Annotated in this window: 17 protein-coding genes; 9 read left to right on the forward strand and 8 right to left on the reverse strand. The window is 64.1% G+C overall.

Annotated elements, in window-relative coordinates:
* Window positions 1-4: 4 nt before the first annotated feature.
* Both D7S89_RS23210 and D7S89_RS23215 read left to right on the forward strand, forming a co-directional pair.
* Window positions 5-2,437, forward strand: a complete 2,433-nt coding sequence (locus D7S89_RS23210) for a CHASE2 domain-containing protein (RefSeq protein ID WP_121281221.1) — start codon at window positions 5-7, stop codon at window positions 2,435-2,437.
* Between the two features lie 71 nt (window positions 2,438-2,508).
* Window positions 2,509-3,126: a DUF4136 domain-containing protein gene (locus D7S89_RS23215; protein ID WP_183085328.1), complete on the forward strand. Its 618-nt coding sequence runs from the start codon at window positions 2,509-2,511 to the stop codon at window positions 3,124-3,126.
* A 115-nt stretch (window positions 3,127-3,241) separates the two neighbouring features.
* Here the strand turns inward: D7S89_RS23215 and D7S89_RS23220 are convergent, their stop codons facing one another.
* Window positions 3,242-4,333, reverse strand: a complete 1,092-nt coding sequence (locus D7S89_RS23220) for a Leu/Phe/Val dehydrogenase (protein WP_245983183.1) — start codon at window positions 4,331-4,333, stop codon at window positions 3,242-3,244.
* 387 nt (window positions 4,334-4,720) lie between these two features.
* Here D7S89_RS23220 and D7S89_RS23225 point away from each other — a divergent pair, with 387 nt between their 5' ends.
* Complete coding sequence (locus D7S89_RS23225) at window positions 4,721-5,305, forward strand: SurA N-terminal domain-containing protein (protein ID WP_147426748.1); 585 nt, start codon at window positions 4,721-4,723, stop codon at window positions 5,303-5,305.
* A 158-nt stretch (window positions 5,306-5,463) separates the two neighbouring features.
* Window positions 5,464-6,861, forward strand: coding sequence for a GGDEF domain-containing protein (locus D7S89_RS23230; protein WP_425470893.1), 1,398 nt, complete (start codon window positions 5,464-5,466; stop codon window positions 6,859-6,861).
* A gap of 57 nt (window positions 6,862-6,918) precedes the next feature.
* Here the strand turns inward: D7S89_RS23230 and D7S89_RS23235 are convergent, their stop codons facing one another.
* Window positions 6,919-8,484: an MFS transporter gene (locus D7S89_RS23235; protein ID WP_121281225.1), complete on the reverse strand. Its 1,566-nt coding sequence runs from the start codon at window positions 8,482-8,484 to the stop codon at window positions 6,919-6,921.
* Window positions 8,485-8,638: 154 nt separating this feature from the next.
* Between D7S89_RS23235 and D7S89_RS23240 the strand changes: the two genes are divergently transcribed.
* Window positions 8,639-9,538, forward strand: a complete 900-nt coding sequence (locus tag D7S89_RS23240; protein WP_121281226.1) for a LysR family transcriptional regulator — start codon at window positions 8,639-8,641, stop codon at window positions 9,536-9,538.
* An 8-nt stretch (window positions 9,539-9,546) separates the two neighbouring features.
* On the opposite strand, the gene D7S89_RS23245 is transcribed toward D7S89_RS23240, so the two are convergent.
* Complete coding sequence (locus D7S89_RS23245) at window positions 9,547-10,233, reverse strand: aspartate/glutamate racemase family protein (RefSeq protein WP_121281227.1); 687 nt, start codon at window positions 10,231-10,233, stop codon at window positions 9,547-9,549.
* A 188-nt stretch (window positions 10,234-10,421) separates the two neighbouring features.
* Between D7S89_RS23245 and D7S89_RS23250 the strand changes: the two genes are divergently transcribed.
* Window positions 10,422-11,084, forward strand: coding sequence for a response regulator (locus D7S89_RS23250; protein ID WP_121281295.1), 663 nt, complete (start codon window positions 10,422-10,424; stop codon window positions 11,082-11,084).
* Window positions 11,081-12,433, forward strand: a complete 1,353-nt coding sequence (locus D7S89_RS23255; protein WP_121281228.1) for a sensor histidine kinase — start codon at window positions 11,081-11,083, stop codon at window positions 12,431-12,433. Before D7S89_RS23250 ends, D7S89_RS23255 begins: the two co-directional genes overlap by 4 nt.
* Here D7S89_RS23255 and D7S89_RS23260 read toward each other — a convergent pair whose 3' ends face one another.
* Window positions 12,434-13,417 carry an arsenic resistance protein gene (locus D7S89_RS23260; RefSeq protein WP_121281296.1) on the reverse strand — a complete coding sequence of 328 codons (984 nt, stop codon included), beginning with the start codon at window positions 13,415-13,417 and terminating at the stop codon, window positions 12,434-12,436. It abuts the gene before it with no gap.
* Window positions 13,418-13,826: 409 nt separating this feature from the next.
* Here D7S89_RS23260 and D7S89_RS23265 point away from each other — a divergent pair, with 409 nt between their 5' ends.
* Both D7S89_RS23265 and D7S89_RS23270 read left to right on the forward strand, forming a co-directional pair.
* Window positions 13,827-15,056, forward strand: coding sequence for a hypothetical protein (locus D7S89_RS23265; protein WP_147426749.1), 1,230 nt, complete (start codon window positions 13,827-13,829; stop codon window positions 15,054-15,056).
* A gap of 47 nt (window positions 15,057-15,103) precedes the next feature.
* Window positions 15,104-15,358, forward strand: coding sequence for a hypothetical protein (locus tag D7S89_RS23270; RefSeq protein WP_121281230.1), 255 nt, complete (start codon window positions 15,104-15,106; stop codon window positions 15,356-15,358).
* 55 nt (window positions 15,359-15,413) lie between these two features.
* Here the strand turns inward: D7S89_RS23270 and D7S89_RS23275 are convergent, their stop codons facing one another.
* Genes D7S89_RS23275 through D7S89_RS23290 form a run of 4 tightly spaced genes read right to left on the reverse strand, consistent with a single transcriptional unit; the run spans window position 15,414 to window position 18,084 of the window.
* Window positions 15,414-15,992 (reverse strand): GNAT family N-acetyltransferase, encoded by a 579-nt coding sequence (locus D7S89_RS23275; RefSeq protein WP_121281231.1) that lies wholly within the window; start codon window positions 15,990-15,992, stop codon window positions 15,414-15,416.
* Window positions 15,992-17,011, reverse strand: coding sequence for an FUSC family protein (locus D7S89_RS23280; RefSeq protein WP_121281232.1), 1,020 nt, complete (start codon window positions 17,009-17,011; stop codon window positions 15,992-15,994). The genes D7S89_RS23275 and D7S89_RS23280 overlap by 1 nt, the downstream gene beginning before the upstream one ends.
* Before the next feature lie 18 nt (window positions 17,012-17,029).
* Window positions 17,030-17,602, reverse strand: a complete 573-nt coding sequence (locus D7S89_RS23285) for a cysteine hydrolase family protein (RefSeq protein ID WP_121281233.1) — start codon at window positions 17,600-17,602, stop codon at window positions 17,030-17,032.
* The gene (locus D7S89_RS23290; RefSeq protein WP_121281234.1) at window positions 17,599-18,084 is read right to left on the reverse strand and encodes a MarR family winged helix-turn-helix transcriptional regulator; all 486 of its coding nucleotides are present in this window, start codon (window positions 18,082-18,084) and stop codon (window positions 17,599-17,601) included. The genes D7S89_RS23285 and D7S89_RS23290 overlap by 4 nt, the downstream gene beginning before the upstream one ends.
* Window positions 18,085-18,529 lie beyond the last annotated feature (445 nt).

An 18,529-nucleotide genomic window follows, 5' to 3' on the forward strand; every position in this document is an offset into this window, starting at 1 on the left:
TGACATGGACCGCGACGACTCGCATACGCCGCTGCTCGCGCGAATCCGAGCCCGTTTTCGTTTCGGCCGGCCCGTCGAGCGTCGCTTCATCGTCGAATGGCTCGCCATCGGCTGCCTCGGTGTGGTCGTCGTTTTCTTCGGCTCGATCGGCCATGCGACGCTCGCCGTCGATCGGCACGTCTACGACCGACTGCTCGTGCTGCGTTCGCGGCCGCTCGTACCCGACATCGCGATCGTCGAGATCGACGACGCCACGGTCAGCGCGCTCGGGCGCTGGCCGTGGCGGCGCAAGATGCAGGCGAGCATGCTCGAGACCGTCGCGCGCGCCCAGCCCGCCGCCATCGTCTACGACGTGCTGTTTACCGAGCCGGCAGACGATGACGACGTACTGGCCGATGCGATACGCGCAGTGCCGACGTATCTGCCGCTGTTGCTGTCGCCGCGCGAGCCGGGCCGCTACCGGGTGGCCATGATGCCCGTCGCGCCGCTCGCCGGTGCGGCGGCAGGCGTCGGTCACATCAATCTCGAGGCGGATCCCGACGGGATCGTGCGCAGCGTCGCGCTTGCCGAGGGCGATGAGCAAGGGACGTGGCCCGATCTCGTCGTGCCCGTGTTTCGCGCGATCCGCGATGGCTCGCTGCCGCTCGCCGATGGTCGCTACGCGCGATATCGAGGCGCCGATCCCGCACTGACCGGCGCGGACGACGAGCGCATTCTGATTCCGTTCAGCCGGCAGTCGAATGCGTATCCGCGCATCTCGTTCATCAAGATGCTCAACGGCGAGATCTCGCCCGATCTGCTGCGCGGCAAGATCGTGTTGGTCGGCGTGACGGCCTCGGGCCTGTACGACCATCTTGCGACGCCCGTGTCGGGCGAGACCGGGCCGTTCTCCGATGTGCAGATGCATGCGAACGTGCTCGACGCACTGCTGTCAGGGCAGGCGATCCGGCAGATCGATCCGCATTGGGTGTTCGCGCTGTCGCTGGCGCCGCTCATGTGCCTGCTGGCGGGCTTTTTCGTGCTCTCGCCGTGGCGCTCGCTGCTGCTGACCGGTGTGCTCGGCGCGGCCGTCACGGCAGGCAGTGCCGTGCTGCTCGACGACGCCGGCATGTGGTTGTCGCCGGTGCCTGCGCTGGTCGCATTGATCGTGATCTATCCGTTGTGGAGCTGGCGCCGCCTCGAAATGACGATGTCGCGGCTGCGGCGCGAGCTGCGGCGCTTGCGTGACGAGCCGTCCTTGCTGCCTGAGACACCGGTGCCGGCCCCCGAGCGCGAGTTCGGCGGCGACGTGCTCGAGCGCCATATTGCGTTGATGGCGCAGGCGGCCGAGCGTGTGCAGGACATGAAGCGCTTCGTATGGGACAGCCTGAACAGCGTGCCTGAGCCGATTCTGGTCACCGATCAGTTCGGCGCGATCCTGATCGCGAACCACGCGGGGCATGCGCATTTCGCGCGCTTGGGTCGCGCGGCGCCGGAAGGCCGCACGCTCGTCGAAGCGCTGGGCGACCTCGCGTTCATGAAGACGATCGACGCCGACTCCGAGCTCGATACCCACATGCGCTCGCAATGGCCCGCCATTCTCGACCCGACGCTCGGCGAGCGCGTGAACATCCTCAAGAAGGGCGTCGAAGTCCGCGATCTCGACGAGCGCGACTATCTGCTGCGTTACGCGCGCTGCCGCAATGCACTAGGCGATGAGACCGGCTGGATCGCAGGCCTCGTCGACGTCACGGCGCTGCATGCGGCGGAGCGCCATCGCGAGGATGCGTTGCGGCTGCTGTCGCACGACATGCGCTCGCCGCAGGCATCGATCCTCGCGCTCGTCGATCTGGAGCGCGGCCGCACCGACTCCGAACGCACGCGCGGGCTGCTCGAGCGCGTCGAGCGCTATGCGCAGCGCACGCTCGAGCTGGCCGACGATTTCGTGCAGCTTGCGCGCGCCGAGTCGCAGGCTTACGTGCTCGAGCCCGTGAATTTCACTGAGCTGCTGATCGACGCGAGCGATGAAGTGTGGCCGCAGGCGCGCGCCAAGCACATCCGCATCGATACGCGTTTCGACGGCGACGAGCATTGGATCTGCGTCGATCGCTCGTTGATGACGCGTGTGTTGACGAACATCCTCAGCAATGCGGTCAAATACAGCCCGTCCGATACGCAGGTGACGATCACGGCGGGCGCAACGGCGCCGCAGCTCGTGCAATGCACGATTCGCGACGAGGGCTATGGCATTCCCGAGGAAGCGAAAACGCATCTGTTCGAGCGCTTCCGGCGCTTTCGCGCACCGGGGCAGCCACCGACCAAGGGCGTCGGGCTGGGTATGGCATTCGTGAAGACCGTGGTGACGCGACACGGCGGCCAGGTGAGCGTCGACAGCGCGCCGGGCAGCGGCACGACGCTGACGGTGTCGTTGCCGGCGTTCGAAGGGCCGCTCGAGTGAACGGCGCGACGGTGACTGCCATGGTGCGACGCCGACATGAAACGGATCAACGGAAAATGATGGGGACATTGATGAGATCGACGTGGCTGTGGGCCACGCTTGGTGTGGCGATGCTGAGTGCTTGCGCGGGCGTCACGACGGGCGTGCGCGCCACGCCGGGCGCAGACCTTGCTCCTGGCGAGCACACCTATGCGCTGGCACCGGCACCGCTACCGGATGCCGACGGCCGTACGGCACACTATGCCGTGTTCGTGACGCAGGCGCTTGCGCGCCGGGGCTTTGCGACGGCGCCCGCGCAGACTGCGCATTACCGCGTCTCGCTCGCCTACGACACGCATGCGGCGGCCGTGCACGTGACGCACATCGATTGCGCAGCGAGCGGCGCGACATGCGATGCAGGGGATAAGGACGAAGACGTCGATGCACCTGCCGCCTGGTTCGGCTCGCGTGCGTACGTTCACTCGCTGACGTTGCGTTTCTTCGATCGGGCCAGCGGTCGCGAAGTCTACAAGGTTCGCGCGGCGAAGCGCGATGGCGACGCCGAGCTGGATCGCGCGATGCCTTATCTCGTCGAAAGCGCGCTGGCGCGCGTGCCGTTTATGGGCGAGCGCGATTGGGAAGTGAAGCTGCGTGGAGGGGAAGAGGGGGCGACGCCAAGCATCGCGGTCGTCGCGCCCGCGCGCGAGTAAGCGTGGATCGCGCGGCCGGGCAGGCGCGTGGGCTGTCAGTTCAGCGGCGCAGCAGCGCCGGCCCGGTCGCCGAAGCCGATTACGTCTTGCGACGCACGGCCTCGGCCATCAAGCATTAAGCGCGGCGCGCCTGATCTGCTTGCTCGATCTTCTCGCGTGCCCAGTCGACCGCAGCGCGAGCCGGGGCGATGCCCGTTGCCGCGACGCGTTCGGCCAGGGTGAAGAGCCGCCCGCGGATCTTGGCGACTTCAGCCATGACGGCAGCTTCCTCGCCGTCGCCGAGGTACTCGCGCGCGCAGCTGATGATGCCGCCCGCGTTGATGAGGAAGTCGGGCGCGTAGAAGACGCCGCGGTGGTGCAGCGTGTCGCCTTCGGCGAGCGTGGCGAGCTGATTGTTGGCGCCGCCTGCGATGACCTTGAAGTGGCAGTTGGCAGCAACCTCGGCCGTGATGACGGCACCGAGCGCGCAAGGAGCGAACACGTCGGCTTGCACGTTGACGATCTCGGCCACGTCGACCGACTTCGCGCCGAAGCGTTCACAGGCCGAAGCGACCTTGGCCGCGTCGATGTCGGACACGATCAGTTGAGCGCCTGCTTGCGCGAGCCGCTCGCACAGATCCCAGCCGACCGAGCCGAGGCCTTGGATGGCGACGCTGACGCCCTTGAGGCTGCCGCGATCCATTGTGTGTTGCACGGCGGCTTCGATGCCGACGAACACGCCGTAAGCCGTCTTCGGCGAGGGATTACCGCCGAAGCGCCCGTCGCGCGGCATGCCGCTGACGTAGCGCGTCTGCGTCAATGCTGCCCGCATGTCGCCGACGGTCGTGCCGACGTCTTCAGCGGTGAGATATTGGCCTCCGAGCGATTCGACGACGCGCCCGAACGCCTGAAACAGACGCGTGCGGTCGATTTCGCCGGGCTGGCGCAGCACGACGGCCTTGCCGCCGCCGAACGGCAGGTCGGCCAGCGCGTTCTTGTAGGACATGCCTTGCGAGAGGCGCAGCGCGTCGACGAGTGCGTCGGTGTCTTTCGCATAGGACCAGTAGCGGCAGCCGCCGAACGCGGGGCCGAGTGCCGTGCTGTGGACAGCGATGATCGTTTGCAGACCCGACTGCGGGTCGGTGGCGAGCACGATGCGCTCGTGGGCGGGACCTTCGCCGGTGCCGAACAGGCCGCCGGAGGCTTGCAGATCGATAGAGTGGGACAAAACGTCTTCTCCGTTGGGTAAGAAGCAGGAGCGGGTAACTCCGTCTTCGCCTCGTGCCGGCTTGGATCGCAAGCCAGCACACTGATGTGGCCCCCAGGCGTTTGGCGCCTGCGGCCACCGGCGGCACGCGGTGCTCAGGTGAGTCCGTCTGCCGTCGGAAACGACTGATTTTCACGCATCTGTCGCAAAAATCCGGCGCGAGTGTAGCTCAATTGGGTCAGCGAGCGGTATCGGGGCTGACACGCGGTGCGTTCGCGCGCGGCCTCGCGCGCGCCGCTATCAGATTTGGCAGGTTCGCGGCGGATTTTCGGCTGTTAGATTCGCTGGCGAACACCACGCTCGCCACCCACGTGTGGCGCAAAAAAAAACGGGAAACGGATCGCATCGATGAAATACGTCACCGGGATAGTGACGGGGATCTTGTGCGCATTGATCGCCACGGCGTCAATCGGGGTTGCGCCTGCGCACGACGTTGGGGGGACGATTGCGCCTGACGCCGGCGCGAATGTCGTCGCGAGCGTCAACGGCGTGGCCATCACGACGGCAGCGCTCGAGAAGGCCGTCAGCGCCTCGGGGCGCCGCGACAGCCTCGCGCTGCGGCACGAACTCAAGCAAAAGCTCATCGCGCGGGAACTGCTACGCCAGGCTGCTACGAAAGCGCTACGTGTCAGCGTGCCGGGCACCGACAGCGCTGTGCCGAATCCCGATCTGAAGCCCTGCTCGGCGCATGAAATCGGTTCCTATTTGCGCGAGGTCGTGCATCCCGCAGCCGTTACCGAGGCCGACATCCGGCTGCGCTATGCGCAGTTGCTGCGCGAACGCGCTGCCGCCACCGCCAGGCCAGCCGCCACGCTGCCCGGTCTTCCCGCGCTCGAAGGCCGGCTCCGCGAACGGCTCGAGGCCGAGCGCTTCGACCAGGCCGTTCGCCAACTCGCCGAACGATTGATGAACGAAGCGCAGATCGACGAATGAACTGCGCGCATCGCGCGCACTTCCCACACTATCGAAGGGGCGCCATTCTTCCGTAGAATGGCACGTGCATGCACGCGCGCGCCGTGTCGCCCGCGCAGCCATCGCACTGTCGATGCCGATCGATCCCAACGTGAGATGCGGACATGAACGTAACGAATATGACTGAGCTTGCGGAGCCGCCGAGCATCGTCCGTCGCGTAACAGGGTGGTACGCAAACTTGCTCCTGGTGGCGTTCGCGCTACTACCGGCCGGCCTCATCGCTTATCTGTACTTTCTTCAGGATCCGCACCTGCTCTACGAGAGCCACGCGTTTCACGAGATCGCGATCGCGTCGGCCACGCTCGAAGGGCTTTTTGTCAGCTACGTGACATGGCAGTGCTATCGGCTCTCGGGCGAGCCGATCCTGCGCTGGCTCACGCTGGGCTTTACGGGCTTTGTCGTCATCTATGCGCTGCATGGCGCGTTCACGCCGCTTGCCCATCACCATATGTGGCTGTTCCTGTTGTACGGGCCGGCGTCGCGGTTCGTCATGTCGATCCTGCTGTTCGTCGGGCTGCTCTCATATGGGGCGCCGTCCGATCTGCCAGCACGACGCGTCGATCCGTTTTTCTGGATCATGTGGCTCGTGGCGTTCGCCGTGATCGACATGCTGGTCGCCGTGCTGGCCAATTCACCGTTCGCCGGTGCATTGTTCGTGCGGCTCACGCTCGAAGGCGGGGCGATGCTCATCTCGTTGGTGAACGTCGCTTGCATGCTTGCACGGCGCATCCGGTCCCCGCTGATGCAGATTTTCGGCATCTCGGTGACGGCGTTCGCGCTGTCTTCGCTGGCGTTCATTTTCGGCAAGCCTTGGAATCACATGTGGTGGCTGGCGCACGCGATCTTCGCCGGTGGCTTCTTCCTGCTCAGCTACGGCATCGTGCAGGCGTTCCGCACGACACGCTCGTTCTCGACGATCTACAGCCAGGAAGAGTTGATGGCACGGCTGCGCGAGGAGATGGCGCGGACCGAAAGCGCACTGCTGGAGCTCCAGCGCAGCAACCAGAAACTCGAACACATGGCCTCGATCGATCCGATGACGGGGGCCATGAATCGGCGCACGTTCATGGATCGCGTCGAAGTCGAGGTCGGGCGCGCGAAGCGCGGTGGGGCGCCGTTCTCGCTGCTGGCGCTCGACATCGATAACTTCAAGCGGATCAATGAACGGTTTGGGCATCAAGCCGGTGATCGGGTGCTCAAGGGCATCGTCGAGACAAGCCTCGAGGCGATTCGGCCGCACGACGGCATGGGTATCGCGCGCGTGGGCGGCGAGGAGTTTGCGTTGCTGCTGCCGCAGTCTGCGCTCGATGTCGCGTTGATGAATGGGGAGCGTATTCGGACTGCGATTCAGGCTATGCGCTTCGAGGGTGGGGCTGATCGGTTTTCGGTCACGGTCAGTATCGGCATCGCTCAGTATGGCCAGGATGGGACGACTAGCGATGCGATTCTGCGGGCGGCTGACGAGCGGCTTTTTCGCGCCAAGAGTCATGGGCGCAATTGTGTGATCGCTGTTTGACTGTCCGTTTAGCCGCCGTTTAACGAAGCGTTGCGGTCGAGGCGTCGCCTGTGAGCGTCACTGCATGCGGGCCTCGATGCGCGACGCCTGCGGGGCAGGCTCAGCGTCCGCCTCGATTGGCGCATGGTCGGGCGTTCGGCCAAGAAAGCCGAACACGGTCGCAGCCGACAACACCGTGACACAGGCGAGCGCACGCAGCAGCACGCGGAATGCCTCTCCGTAACCCGCCACGAGACTCGCGCGGTTTGCTTGAGGCAGATTCGACAGCGCGCCGGCCAGATCTCCCATCGCGAGCCGTCCCGCCGCTTCGCGCAGCACCGCACCCTGAGCGAAGCCATGCAGCTGCGCGGCAACGAGCCCTGCCAGTAACGCTGCGACGACCGCCAGCGCGACACCTTCACCGGCCACGCGCGTCGTGTTGAAGATGCCGGCCGCCATGCCCGCGCGTTCCTTCGGCACCACGCTGACGGCCAGTCCGTCCATCAGTCCCCACGGCAAGCCGATCCCGCAGCCGATCGTCGCCATGGCCGCGTATAGCGCCGACGACGACTGTCCGGGCGCGCATTGCGCGAGCCACAACTGCCCAATCGCGCAGATCAACAAACCCGCCCCGGCGACGACGCCAGCCGACATCCGACGCGCCAGCCAACCTGCCACGAGCGGCACGACCAGCATCGGCGCTGACAGCGCGAACATCATCCGTCCAGCGGTCACGGTATCGTGTCCTTCGATGCCGACGAAACGCACTGGCAGCAGCACAAGCAGCACGACATAGGAATAAGCCGGCGCCGCGGCAAGAAACTGCACGCCGACGAAACGCGCGTAACGAAACAGCGAAAGGTCGAGCATCGGCTGCCGCACGCGGCCCTCGACGATCACGAACGCTGCCGCGAAAACAGACGATGCGGCCAGCAGTGTGATGACGCGCGCGCTGTCCCAGCCATTCGATGGCGCATCGAGCACCGCGCACGTGAACAGCGCAAGGGCAGCCGTGAAGGTGGCGGCGCCGAGCCAGTCGAAGCCGAGCGCAGCCGGGTCACGCGTCTCACGCATATAGCGCGTGCCGGCCGACACGGCCAGCGTCGTCAGCACGGCCGTGCCGACGAATACCGAGCGCCAGCCGAAGTGCTCGATGAGCCATCCGGCCACTAGCGGGCCACAAGCGAGCCCGACGCCGAACGTCGTGCCGAGCAGACTGAACGCCCGCGTGCGCTCATGACCGTCGAACTCTTGCGCGAGCGCGGCAGCCCCGGCCGACAGCGCCGCGGCTCCGGCGATACCTTGAGCGGCACGCAGCCAGTCGAGCCAGACCACGCTCGACGCGCGCGTGGCGCACAGCGAGGCCAGCGCGAACGCCAGCGTGCCGGCCAGAAAGACGCGTTTGCGTCCGCAGCGGTCCGCGAGCGCGCCAAACGCCATCAGGCAACTGCCGAAGCCGAGCATGAACGCATTAGTGACCCAGACAAGTGCCAGCGGAGTGCCGCCGAGCGTGTGCTCGATGGCCTGCAAGGCGAGTGCCGGCGCAGTGAAGCTGAACGGCATCGCGAGGGCGGCCAGACAGACGGCACCGAGGATCGGCAGCTTTGCCGTCGTGCGGCGGGGAGAGGCCGCGAATGAAGTCATCAATGGTTTCCTCAATGAAAATGACTCGATCGGATCCGTTCGAAAGGGCGATTGCGCAACGCAGGCGGATGATAAAGGCGCGCCAATCGTGTTTAAATGCGTCCTCATTCCGGTCTATGCGGACAATTCCGCTCGAATTCGAATCAGAGGCTGTGTGGATACGCTTGGGGGACTCGTCGCATTCGTTCGTGCCGCCGAAACGCGCAGTTTCGTCGCGGCGGCACGTGTGCTCGGCATATCGGCGTCGGCGGTGGGCAAAAGCGTGGCGCGGCTCGAGGCCCAGCTCGGCGTGCGGCTGTTCCATCGCAGCACGAGAAGCATCAGCCTGACCGAAGAGGGCGCCGCGTTCTTCGACCGCTGCCGTCATGCGCTCGAAGAACTCGAACTCGCGCAAAGCGAATTGTCGAAGGCGACACAAACGCCGCGAGGACGATTGCGCGTGAGCCTGCCGGCCGTCGGCTATCGCTTGATCATGCCGGTCGTGCCGCGCTTTCGGCAGATGTACCCCGACATCGAACTCGATCTCGACTTCAGCGATCGCCTCGTCGACGTGATCGATGAAGGCTTCGACGCCGTCATCCGCGGCGCCGATCTCGCCGATTCACGCTTGATGTCCAGGGGGCTCGGGCCGTATCGGCTCATGCTCTGCGCGTCGCCCGAGTACCTGGCGCGCTACGGCGTGCCGCGCGAGCCTGCCGATCTCGCCACCCATCAACGGCTGCGTTTCAAGGTGCGTTCGACGGGCAAGCTGCAAGAGTGGCTGCTCGACGACGTGCCGGCGGTGCAGGGCATGAGTTCGTCGCAGGAACTCGTCTTCAACAACCTGGAGGCCTTGCTGATGGGCGCGCTGCAAGGGCTCGGCATCGCCTATTTGCCCGACTTCGCGGCGCGCGAGCCACTGCGCGACGGCGGCTTGCAGCGCGTGCTCGAGCAATGTCGTACGCGCGAAGGCACGTTCTCGATCCTATGGCCGACGAGCCGGCACATGGTGCCGCGGCTCCGTGTGTTCGTGGATTTCCTGGCGGAGCATCTGTTCGACGACGAACGATCGTGACGATCGGGTCACCCGTTGTTCGAAGGCACTTCGCAGAGCAAGTGCCTCATCGTCACAATCGCATTCATCGCCGCGACGAGAGCGGTTGCCGGACTGGTCAGTGGCTTCGACGCGTGCGTGACCAACTGAGCGGCGCCGGCCATTGAGGCTTGTGCCAAGGCCACGACCGATGCGCCGTCGTGGTAGGCCTCGTCCGCCGCGGCCGCAATTGCAGCGAGATAAGCGGCCTGTTCTCCGCCCCTGAACAAGCGCCAGGCACCTTGTACCAGCCGAACCTCGACATCCGCTCCGGACCGCTTCGCCGCGTCCGCAAATACTCGCGTGGTCGGCCCTAACGTCGTCTCGACGGCACACAGCACGATCACTTTGCCGCCGATTCGCGTCGCCTCTTCGGCCAAGGCACTGTCCACTCTTATTACGGGGACAGTGGCCGTGGCCGAAGCGGCGGAGGAGATACAAGGCCCCAAGGTGGAGCACGTTAGAAGCACCGCATCCGCGCTGTGTGCAAGGTCCGACAGCGCGGCGCACGTTTGACGTTCTATGTCATGAGTAAGCCCATTGGCTTGTTCTGCGGCCATCAGGAGGTCCGCTCGTACTTCGTGATGGAGCGAGGCATTGGGCAAATTCATTTGCTGCGCCGCTGTGTTGAACACGTCGACATTGCTTTCTGCGGTATGTAAGCACGCGATGCGCATTGCGCTTCTCCGGGGAAGTGACGTAGTCCCACACAATCACTCGGCGAGACTACGGTGCCGGCGGTGTGAAAAGGGGCGTTCATCCGAGCCATCATAATGTCGATATGCAAAGACGCGGCTTAAGGCAGCGTTAAGCTATGGCAAGCGAAGCTGACGGGCTGGCGAGCGAGCAAAACGGAGGAACGAACATGCGTGTGCTGTTGGTCGAAGACGATCGGATGATTGCCGAGCCGGTGGTCGATGCCATGCGACGCGAAGGCTATGCCGTCGATTGGGCGCAGGATGGCCGCAGTGCCGAGCTGTCGCTCGACAACGGCGTGTACGACCTCGTGCTGCTCGACCTCGGTTTGCCGAAAAAGGACGGTATCGATGTGCTGCACGCCTACCGCGAGGCGGGCGGTGAGGCGCCCGTGATCATTCTTACGGCACGCGACGCCGTCGACGAGCGTATCCGCGGCCTCGATACGGGTGCCGACGATTACCTCGTCAAACCGTTCGACCTCGATGAGCTCGCCGCGCGAGTGCGCGCGCTGCTGCGCCGGCGAACGGGACAAAAGCAACCGGTGTACGCCCATGGCGGTCTGACACTCGATCCGGCCGCGCACGAAGTCACGAAAGACGGTGAGCCTGTCGTGCTCGTGCCACGCGAGTTCACGCTGCTGCGCGCGCTGATCGAAGCGCCGACGCGCGTGTTCACGAAGGCCGAGCTCGAAGAGAAGCTGTATGGATGGGGCGAGGAAGTCGGCAGTAACGCGCTCGAAGTCCACGTGCACAGCTTGCGGCGCAAGATCGGCGCGCAAGAGATCGTCACGGTCCGCGGTGTCGGCTATCGGCTGAGACGCATCGAATGAGGTCGATCAAGCGCTGGCTGTTGGGCTGGCTCATCTGCGGGTTTGCCGTTGCCTCGGCCGTCGCCGGGTACGGCATCTACCACATGGCACGCGAAGAGGCGAGCGAACTGTTCGATTACGAGCTGCGCGCGGTGGCGCTCTCGCTGCCGGCAAACCTTTCCTCCGCGGCCGGCGCGCTTGCGACGAGCCCCGACTTCACCGACATCGGCGAAGACCTCATTGCCATCGAGATCTGGGACCAGGCCGGACAGCTCGTCTACCGCTCCGAACCGAACCCAATACTCGATCGTCTGCCAGCGGGCATTCGCACGATCGAGCGCCACGAGAAACATTGGCGCGTATTTGGCCTTCAACAATCGCAGCGGTTCATTCAGGTCGCGCAGCCCGTCTCGGTGCGCGAAGCGCTGGCAGCCAGGCTGGCGCTACGTACGCTGTGGCCGCTGGCATTGCTGCTGTCTGCGACGGTCGTGCTCGTGCTCGTCGTCGTCGCGCGGGCGCTTGCGCCGGTCGGCGGGTTGTCGCGCGCGTTGGCCACGCGGTCGCTCGATGCGCTCGAACCGCTGTGGTTCGACGGGGCGGTGCCGGTCGAGATCCAGCCGCTCTTGCACGCGCTCAACGATTTGCTGGCGCGCCTGAACGCAGCGTCGCAAGCGCAACGCACGTTCGTGGCCGATGCCGCCCACGAGCTGCGCTCGCCGCTCGCGGCGCTGAAGCTGCAACTGCAAGCGGCCGAGCGCGACGGCTCGCTCAAAGGCGAAGGGCAAACGCTCGCACGCATCGAAGAGCGGCTCAACCGCATCATTCGCCTCGTGCAGCAGCTGCTTGCGCTGGCGCGCGAGGATGCGCAGTCGAGCGGAACGATGGAGAGCGTCAGCCTGCGGCGGCTCGCCGAGCAGACCGTCGGGGATTTTTCGTTGTTGGCCGAGGACAAGGAGATCGATCTCGGCCTCGAATGCGAGTCGCTGCTGCCTGAGGTGGACCTGTTCGAAGTGCGCGGCGAACCGCATGCACTGACGGTGCTGCTGAACAACCTCGTCGACAACGCGATTCGCTACACGCCGCGTGGGGGGCGTGTCGACGTGATTCTGCGGCGCGAGGCCGGCGCGATCGGCTTCGAGGTGCGCGACAACGGCCCGGGTATCCCCGATGACGAATTGGTACGGGTCTGTGATCGTTTCTATCGGGGCATGGAGACGCAAGGGCAGGGTAGCGGCCTGGGCCTGGCGATCGCCTCACGGATCGCGCAGCGGCATCGTGCGCGGCTCACATTGCGTAACCGCGGCGAGGGGCCAGGATTGTCGGTGACGGTAGCGGGGCTCGAGCCGAGGCCGACACCGGTGGCCCACTGATTACCGCATCTGCGATGCGGTAACGGACTTGTGCTCCCCCCACCTCGGAACAACGCGCACGTAGACCAACTCGCTTACCAGCTCGACAAGCGTCTGTGTCACGATGATCGCCGGCAACACCGGAACAGCACCTGGTACAGCAAAGGCGAGCGGTAACACCACGAGCGAGTTTCGAGTCGAAGCGCTGAATGCGACCGACCGCCCGGCCGGAGCATCGAGACGGAACAGCCGGGCGACCGACCAACCGATCAACGGGGCGAGAATGGCAAAGGCGACATAGATCGGCACGACCCGCCAGACCGAATTGATCGCCGGCGCAAGCCGGGGCGCCACCGACGCGATGACCACGAACAGGACCACGGCTGTCGCCGGCACGGGCAATAGACCCAGCACGGCGGTTACCCGCGCACCGGCGCGGTGCCGCGCCGCCCAGAGTTGTACCACGGCCGCAAGCGCGAGCGGAACGGCGATCAGCCACACGAAAGCATGAACGAACGGTCCGTGCTGGACCAACCCGACGGCACGCTCTCCGAGAAACAACTTGAGATAGGCCGGCAGCAAGAGCATTTGCAGGATCAGAAGGGGAGGCGTCGCCGCCAGCAACAGGCGGGCGTCGGCACGGCCGAGATGAGCGAAAGTCACCACATAGTCGATGCACGGTGCGAGCAGAACCAGGAGCACGCCGAGCCGCACCATCGAATCAGCCGGCAGGAACTGGACGAGGCCCGCGACGAGAAGCGGCACGACGACGAAGTTCGCCGCGAACAGGGCGGCAAGGAACCGGCCCCTTGAGAAGGCTTGCGCTAGATCCGCGAGCGGAACTTGCAGAAACGTTGCGAACAACATGAGTGCAAGGGCTGGATTCACGCTGATTTCAAGCGCGGTCGTGCCGGGGATGAGCATCGCGGCAAAGGCCGCCGTTACGACGAAGCCGAAGTAGATGCCGATTTGGCGACTCTCCAGTGACGCTCTCAGATTCTGGATACCCACGTACGCCCCCCTCGATTTTCAATTGAACTTTCGTATCCCTAATTATCTAGATGTTTGTCAAACCTGTCTTTTGACAAAGTAATTTCGGACAACGCCAAGTTTGGCTATGCGTCGGGTTTGGCTTATGACGCCGCGATGCGGCATTTGGCGATCCAACTCGTGGCGAGGACGAACGCCACGCGCAGAGATGCGCGTCTGCCGTTTCGCAGGCGAGATAGAGCGAGCGGAGGTGGAAAGTGTTCCGAAAAAAGCGGCCAACTGCCTCACGCGTCATGGTCTTACCCCCGATCGGATCAAAGCGCTGCTAGCTCGTCGATCGAGGCGATGCGCGCGATACCGAGCAACGGTATCGTCATTGATCATTTTGCTATATTAATATAGTTATATTTTTGAGTAAATGTGAATGCTTTCGGTACGAAGATTGGTGCCCGGTATCGCCATGTGGTTAGCGGCGAGTGCGCATGCCGAATACACAGTGACGGTCGACCCCGAATCCCGCTTACCGCCGCGCTTCGAGCTGGAACTTCCGGCTCATCACGGTAACGTGGTGGAAACGCGTGCCGCGCAGTTCGGACTATCGTCACAGGTCAAGGCACCTCGCTGCGGTTCGCAGCAACTAGTGCTGGCGGAGCCGGGGCGCTGGACCATTCCGGCGGCGTGTCGCCGCGTCGAGTGGGAGGTGGACTTTGCCGCGCCACCCGTCGATGCGGCGGCGCAGCGTAGTGTGGCCTTTGCGCGCTGGTGGCTGATCACCGATCAAACGGCTTTGCTGAGGATCGCCGGCGACGGCGCGGCATCGACGCTGACGATCAAGACGCCAGGGCAGCCCGATCGTGTCCGCTATGTGCCGTCGAGCGACGATGCCCCTGAATTCTATGCCCTTGGTGGAGTGCAGGAAACGACGCGCACCGTATGCGGTGTGCGAGTGCGCTATGCCGCAGATGACCTGGCGCGCGTCACGCAGCGCGGCTTGATCGATGCCCATGCCGAAGCGCTGGCTGTGCTGCATCGGCTCTTCCCTTCGTCCGCAACCGGGCCGTTCGCAGACGAATTGGGCGTCGTGTTCGTCGGCAATGCCACCCAAGGCAATGGTGCCGGCGGCGCGCGCAGTCTGCTCGTCGACTACGCGCTCGGGACGAGCTCCGACACACCCGATACCTTTGAGCAAGACGTTTTTTTCCGAGCCATACTGGCGCATGAGCAGTTCCACCAGCTGGCAGCGCTGCACCATAGCGACGGCGGCAGCACATGGTTCGGCGAAGGGCTTGCGCACTACTACGGATTGAAAACCATGCAAAGAAGTCATGTGCGGGCTGACGACAAGGCCAAGATATGGAAGCTGTTCGTGGATCCTCAACGGCCGGTGACCGCCGGTCTCGTGGAGCTTATGCGGCGCTACGCTGGTGGGGACCAGTCGGTCTATCCGTTGTTCTACCAGCAAGGAGCAACGTTCTTCGCCGAGCTCGACCGCGCGCTGCAGGAGGTGAGTGGCGGCAAGAAGTCACTCGACGATTTCGTCCCCCGTTTGAGGTCCAACCCCGACGGTACGCTGCCGAACGATCTGCTTGTCGCATTGCGCGCAGTCGGCGGCAAGCGCATTGACGAGCTGGTGAGCCGTTATGTGGGTCACTAGCCAAACCAGGTGTGACGTTCGTTCGACTTGTTTGTTTGGGTACGCAGATGAAACACGCTAACGGAGCAGCCCTGGATCGACTGGAAGACCTGCTGTCGGCCATTCGAACGCTGCCTGATTTGAAAGAGCGAACGCGCGGCGTTTTCTATCGGCGCTCGAAATCCTTTCTTCACTTTCACGACGACACGACAGGGCTCTTCGCAGATGTGCGCCGCGGCGGCGAGTTCGAACGGTTTCGGGTCACTTCGGCTGCTGAGCGCGCAGCGTTTCTCGAGGCCGTTCGTGCTGAGTTGATCGGTTGACTCGATGCTTGGTCTTAGCCCCAATAAGTGCTAATTGAGTGGACAGCAGCGGGCATCACCGACGCCGCTTCTCCCACGTCTCACGCGAGAGCCGATACAGGACGTGTCTTGCCAACGGATGCGAGCCGGCCAGCGCGGGGTGATCGAAGTCCTCCTTCTTGCAATACCCCATGCCGAGCCGTTGCATGACTCGCTGCGAGCGATCGTTGACGGCGGCCGTAAAAGACACGATCTCTTCGAGCGCCAATTCGTCGAAGCCAAAGGCTAGTGCCGCCCTTGCAGCCTCGGTTGCGTAACCTTGCCCCCAGTATTGCGCGGCAAGACGCCAACCGACCTCGACACAAGGAGCGAAAGGCGCATCCCATTGTGGAATGGCAAGGCCCGTGAAGCCGATGAAGGTCGACGTGGCGCGCAGTTCGACAGCCCATAAGCCAAAGCCATGCTTTTCATGATGCGCACAGATGCGATCGACCAAGGCGTCGCTCTCGGCGCTGCTCAATGTGGCGGGGAAATACTCCATCACGCGCTTGTCCGCGTTCATTTCCCCAAACGGTAGCCTGTCCGCAGACACCCACGGCCTGAGGCGGAGACGTGCCGTCGGATTCGGCAGAGATCGATTCGGCAGCACGTCCATCAATTGTTCTCACCAACCCGGTACTTGGCGATCCAATTCGTGGCGACAACGAACGCCACGCCGATCAATCCGCCTAGCAGTACGTTGACGACGCGTTCCGTCGCGACGATGGCCGATTGGTGCGCGAGCCATGACGCGCACGCGATGCAGGCGCAACGCGCGGCAAATCCCGGCAGGTATTGGCGGAACGCGACGAGGGTCAGGGTGGAGACCAATGCCAGCAATGCGTAGACGAGCGTGCCGTGCGGAAGCAGCAAGCCCAAGACGAGCCCTATTGCCACGCCGATGAAGGCGCCGAGCCCGCGGTCCCGTAGCTTCGAGCCAGCCATCGCGGCGTTGCCCGTGACGACGCTGGCTGCCGACCATATCACCCATTGTCCTTGCGCGAGTGCGCGCCATTCGACGAGCGCCGCAGCCGATGCGACAGCAAGCGTGACCGCGGCGATAGCGGTGGTCGCATCGGAGCGGCTCGCGCAAGGGCCTAGATCACGCGGCAGACGCCAACTCATGAGCGCCCGGACGCGTTGTGGGGCCGGCCGCGCAAGCGGGATGCCAGCACACGAGAGCGCAAGAGGCGGCAGTGCGGCCGCGCCGAGATAGGGAATCAACTGCCACACGCCGACGTGTGCATCACCCGTCTCGCAGGCAAGGTATAGCGAGGGAATGAAGACGAAGTTTCCGAGCGAGCGCAGGCGGGTGCCCGCGAGCGAGAGTGCGACGGCCACGGCTGCAAGCGCCGCACAGCCCGCCACGAATGCGGGCGGGGCGCTCTTCGCGAATGACAGCAGCAAAAAGCCGGTGCCGATCGCAGCCGCTTGCGCAAGCACGCCGAGCGGGGCAAGGCCAACTTGCTCGATCCCGATGAGCAACGAGGTCGTCATCAGCGTGGCAAGCAGCCAGTCTGTATCGCGCGTCAAACCGTACAGCACGACGGGCGCAGTGCACACCGCCAGCGCACGCAGGAGCGAGCTGACATCGAAAGCATTCCGAAGAAAGCAGACGGCCGCCGCGCGGGTCATGGTTTTACTCCGATCGGATCAAAGCGCCGCGAGCTCGCCGATCGTCGCGATGCGTGCGATGCCGCGCAACGTGTCGATCGAACGCTGGTGTTCCTCTTCGCTGGAAGCGGCACACGCATCCTCGAGTACGACCACGGTGTAGTCACGATCATGCGCGTCGCGAGCTGCAGCTTGTACTGCCCAGGCGGTACTGACACCCGCGAGGATGACTCGCTCGATGCGGTTTGCACGCAGGAACGCTTCGAGGCGTGTCGCGTAAAAGGCGCTGACGCGCGGCTTGATGACGACAGCTTGCGCGGCGTGCGCATCGAGATCCGGATGGAATTCACCACCAGGTCCGCTGAGGTCCAGCACGCCGAACTCCTTCGCACGACTGAAGATAGGCGAATGCGCAGGCAAGTCGGCATAGCCGGGCTCGAAGCCAACTTTAACGAGAATGCGCAACCAGTCCTTTTCTTGTGCGATCGACAACGCGTGGTTGAACTTGGCAATCACCCCTTTTTCTTCGGCATGCGCAGCCGAACGCGCAATCTTGCCGCTGGGATGCATGATGTCGACCATGTAGTCGAGTCCGATAAGCGCGGTTTTCATCGTGAGGATCTCCTGGTGGATAGGGTTGAAGTGGACGCGGGCGCATCGGTGTATCGCGCCAGGCGTTCGAGCAACGGGACAGCGGCAGCCAGGACCTCACGCTCTTCAGCGGTAAGGCAGGACTGCATGGCATGCGCGAGCCATTCCTCGCGTTTCGCTCGGTTCCCGTAAAGGATGCGCTTGCCTTTTTCCGTGAGGCGAACGCGAGTTTTGCGGCCGTCCTCGGGATCGGCGTGGCGTTTGATATAGCCCTGTTCCTCAAGCGTGCGCAGCAGGGCAGCAACGTTCGACGAGCGCATCCGCTCGGCCGCGGCGAGCTCGGAAGGGGTGACGTCTCCCCCGAGCTGGTCGATCGCGCCCAGCACCGTTAGCTGCGAGAACTGAACGGAGTCGACCTGCATCTCCCGTCGGAGCCGACGGGTTAGTGCGGAGACCTGCCCCCGAAGACGGGAGGCCAAATGGAATAGGGTATCGTGATCCATTTGCCTATATTAGCATAGCTACATTTACATAGCAAAACTGAAGTGCACCGTAGATGGGCGCTAGGCATTGCGAACCCTGCGCTGGGGCTCGTGGCGGCTGCGTCTGGGCTCGTGGGGGTGTTTCTGGTCAGCGCGTTGGTCGTGCTCGGCGCGACGGTTGTCGCACTGCGGCTGCTCCGCGCGGCGGCGGCTCGATTGGCCTGCGATCCTCCGTGGCCGGCATTCAGGGATCGATGACGGCGGTCAAGTCCGCAATTTAATTTTCAATTGCAAATTCTGACTACGGGACCTCGCCGTTATTGAAACTACTATTTTTCGCAGGTTTACAGTTTTAATGTCAATTATCCTCCGAGAATCGCGGAGGGCGATGCCACAAATTCACTTGACGCACAATGAGTGACTGGTATTATGGCGCGCGATGTAATAACAAAAATGCATTACCCGA

Origin of the sequence: Trinickia fusca, from assembly GCF_003628145.1 — a bacterium.
Lineage (GTDB): Bacteria > Pseudomonadota > Gammaproteobacteria > Burkholderiales > Burkholderiaceae > Trinickia > Trinickia fusca.